Here is a 2,093-nt window from a genome sequence, read left to right as displayed (position 1 = left end):
TTCGCCAATATGTGGCCATGCAATTGCGCGCGCAGGTCGGCCAGCACGCCGGCTGCGACAGGCCCTGCCGGGATCGCGGCGCGCGACCAGACGAGCAACGGAATTGCCACGAGCAGAATCGCGTCATTCTCGCTGCGCACCGATTCGGCGCGCGCTTCGATGCTTTCGGCCAGTTCGTCGTAGGCGAACAGGTCGGTTTCATAAAGCCGGTCAAGTGCTGTGTCGAGAGCTTCGTCTTCGCCGGCTTTGAGAAGATCATCGATCAGCGCTGCCAGACGGGTTTCCCAGTACGCGTCCTCGGCGCGGCTGCCGGACAAGGCAAGACCGCTGGCGAGGCGAGACAACATACCGGTTTCAGCCGAAGCCTTGGAACGGCGGGGCGGGCGCGACCTTTTCATGATGATGCGGCAAAGCCGCTATGGTCTCCTGGAAATTACAACCGCGGCGGCGCGGGGTTGCCTGGCCTAGGCCGCTGCGATCAATTCGCGCAATACGTACGGCAATATCCCGCCGTGTTTGTAGTAATCGACTTCGATAGGCGTGTCGATGCGCAACAGCACCGGTACTTCCTGCCTGGCGCCGTCCTTGCGCCCGATGACGAGCGTCAAATCCTGCTGTGGTTTCAGTTCGCGCCCGACACCGACCAGATCGAATTCCTCGCTGCCATCGAGCTTCAGGGTTTGCGCACTCACGCCATCCTTGAACTGACACGGTAACACGCCCATGCCGACCAGATTACTCCGATGAATGCGTTCGAAGCTTTTTGCGATCACGGCTTTGACGCCGAGCAATTGCGTGCCTTTCGCGGCCCAGTCGCGCGATGAGCCCGTGCCGTATTCCTCGCCAGCGAACACCATCAGCGGCACGCCTTCTTTCTGGTAGCGCATGCTGGCGTCATAGATGCTCATTTGCTCGCCTGACGGTCGATGCGCCGTAATGCCGCCTTCGCTGCCCGGCAGCATCAGATTCTTGATGCGCACATTGGCGAACGTGCCGCGCATCATCACTTCGTGATTGCCGCGCCGCGAACCGTAGCTGTTGAAATCGGCGACGCCGACTTTGTTTGCCTGCAAGTATTTACCGGCAGGAGAAGAAGGCTTGATCGAGCCGGCCGGGCTGATGTGATCGGTCGTCACCGAATCGCCGAAAATGCCGAGCGCACGCGCATTTCTGACATCGCCGATCGTGCCTGGCGCCATGCCGAAATCGCCGAAGAACGGCGGCTCCTGGATATAGGTCGATGCCGTGTCCCATTGATAGACGCCGCCGGCCATCGACGGAATGTCGTTCCATAGAGGGTTGCCTTTGCTGAAATCGCTGTACAGCGCGCGATAGACCGCCGGGTCGGTTGCATGACGCATGACCTCGGCGACTTCCTGCTGCGTCGGCCAGATATCTTTCAGGTAAACGGGTTCGCCGTCTTCACCCGTGCCGAGCGGCTCTTTGCTCATGTCGATATTGACGCGCCCGGCCAGCGCGAACGCGACGACCAGCGGCGGGCTCATCAGGAAATTGGCTTTGATGTTCTGGTGTATGCGCGCCTCGAAATTGCGGTTGCCGGAGAGGACGGCGGCCGTGATCAGATCGTTCGCGGTGATCGCTTCTTCGAGATGCGGATCGAGCGGACCGGAATTGCCGATACAGGTCGTGCAGCCGTAGCCGACGAGTTGGAAACCAACCTGGTCGAGATACTTTTGCAGACCGGCGTTTTTCAGATAGTCGGTGACGACGCGCGAGCCGGGCGCAAGCGAAGTCTTGACCCACGGGTTGACCTTCAATCCCTTTTCGACGGCTTTTTTGGCGAGCAGGCCCGCGGCCAGCATGACGCCGGGGTTTGACGTATTCGTGCATGACGTGATCGCGGCAATCAGAACATCGCCGTTGCCGAGATTGATTTGCGCGTTGGGGAACTCATTGCCGCCATCGGCGATGACATCCGGCGTCGGCCGGTTGTCCATCATTTCGAGTTCGGTTTCGACGCTGGTATTGACGCGGCTGGTTTTGCCGCTGCCGCCCGGCGCGGATTCCGTACGCTGCTCGCCTCCGCCGGAAACCTGCGGCGCGATTTCATCGCCGAAGAAACCCGCCTTGAC

Annotated in this window: 2 protein-coding genes; both read right to left on the bottom strand. The window is 60.5% G+C overall.

The window, feature by feature from the left end; all coding sequences use genetic code 11:
- Window positions 1–347, bottom strand: a 347-nt coding sequence (locus H0V78_03870; protein ID MBA2350941.1) for a DUF2863 family protein, incomplete at its 3' end; no start/stop codon positions are given.
- 117 nt (window positions 348–464) lie between these two features.
- The coding region (gene acnA, locus H0V78_03865; GenBank protein ID MBA2350940.1) for an aconitate hydratase AcnA at window positions 465–2,093 on the bottom strand (1,629 nt) is incomplete at its 5' end.

It is taken from the genome of Burkholderiales bacterium (assembly GCA_013695435.1).
GTDB lineage: Bacteria > Pseudomonadota > Gammaproteobacteria > Burkholderiales > JACMKV01 > JACMKV01.
Note: the sequence above shows the minus strand (reverse complement) of the source record. Positions and strands in the feature narration are given on the sequence as shown.